Source organism: Cellulomonas bogoriensis 69B4 = DSM 16987, assembly GCF_000767165.1.
GTDB classification, from domain to species: Bacteria; Actinomycetota; Actinomycetes; order Actinomycetales; family Cellulomonadaceae; genus Actinotalea; species Actinotalea bogoriensis.
On sequence record NZ_AXCZ01000334.1, the window covers coordinates 1 to 1,240 of the forward strand.

Sequence of the window (1,240 nt, forward strand, 5' to 3'; positions counted from 1 at the left end):
TCTTGACGAACCGAGCGGTCTTGATCTTCTTCTCACCCTCGATGATCGCCTGGGCTCGTTGCTCCTGTTGGTTCAAGGTCTTGGTGTCGCGTACGGCTCGTTTGCCCGAGTACTGCCACACCGCCCGCCACGCACCGGTGTCGCGGCCCGGGTCCCAGACGGGTTCGTCCCGGTGGGCAGGGTCGTTGATCTTGGTGTTGGCGTGCCGGGCGGTGACGGTGTCGATGACTTGCCCGTCACCGAAGGCGTCTCCGTTCCACCGGAAGTGGCTTTCCAAGTCCGCTGGGGCCTTGGTCACGCGGGAGCCGACGATGAACCGCAGGTGGGCATCGTCCAGATCGCCCAGGTTCGCAGCCGACAGCATGCCGGCGTCGGCGACCACCACGACCTGCTCCAGGTCGTGGCGCTGGGTGAACTGGCTGATGATCGGGATCAGCGTGCGGGTCTCGGCGTGGTTGCCCTCGAAACAGCCGATCTCCAACGGGAATCCGGTGCGGTCCACGAGCAGACCGACCACGATCTGCGGGTCGACCCGGCGCTCCTTGGAGTAGCCGACCTTGCGCAGATCGTCTTCCTTCTCCGCCTCGAAGTACAGCGTCGTCACGTCATACAGCACCAGGCTCAGCGCGCCGCGACCGGCGGCGTGGGTGAAGCACGCCTGGGCCAGCTGGTCGCGGTAGTCCCGTCCGGCACACCGCTTCAGGGCATTGGTGAAGGTGTTGCGATGCGCCGGGCTCACACCGAGCTCGCTCAGCACGCGGATCGAGTCCACCTTCGAGGTCGGCTCGACCAGGCGGGCCAGCACGAGCTGGAAGAACGCCTCATCGCCCACCACATCGAACCCCAGGCGCGAGTAGGCCTTGCGGATGACCTCGATCAACATCCTTGAGGCGCTGGCCTCGAGAACCGCGGCCCGGGGGTCGGTCCCAGGGTCCAGGCCCAGGTCCAGCTCGTCCTGGCCGCCATGGAGCTTGGCCCGCCCGATCTGCATCAACGCGGCCAGCTCGGCCTCGGTGTGCGCCGACCCCAGGTGCTCGATCACCTTGTCCCGACGACCGTCCTTGACCGCGATCTGGACCGCCGTCGCACCCGACGCGGTCCGCACCTTCCGCAAGAACGCCACCCCGTTAGTGTGCCAACCCGCCCACCACCAACACCGTGACCAGCACAAACACCCCAGCGGAACGCGCAACTACGCATCACCTGTGCAAGTCAGGTTCGACGCGACCCGCAGGACGCG

Annotated in this window: 1 protein-coding gene; it reads right to left on the reverse strand. The window is 66.7% G+C overall.

Annotated elements, in window-relative coordinates:
• Positions 1 to 1,123, reverse strand: a 1,123-nt coding sequence (locus tag N869_RS15165) for an IS1634 family transposase (protein WP_052105647.1), incomplete at its 3' end; no start/stop codon positions are given.
• Positions 1,124 to 1,240: the final 117 nt, after the last annotated feature.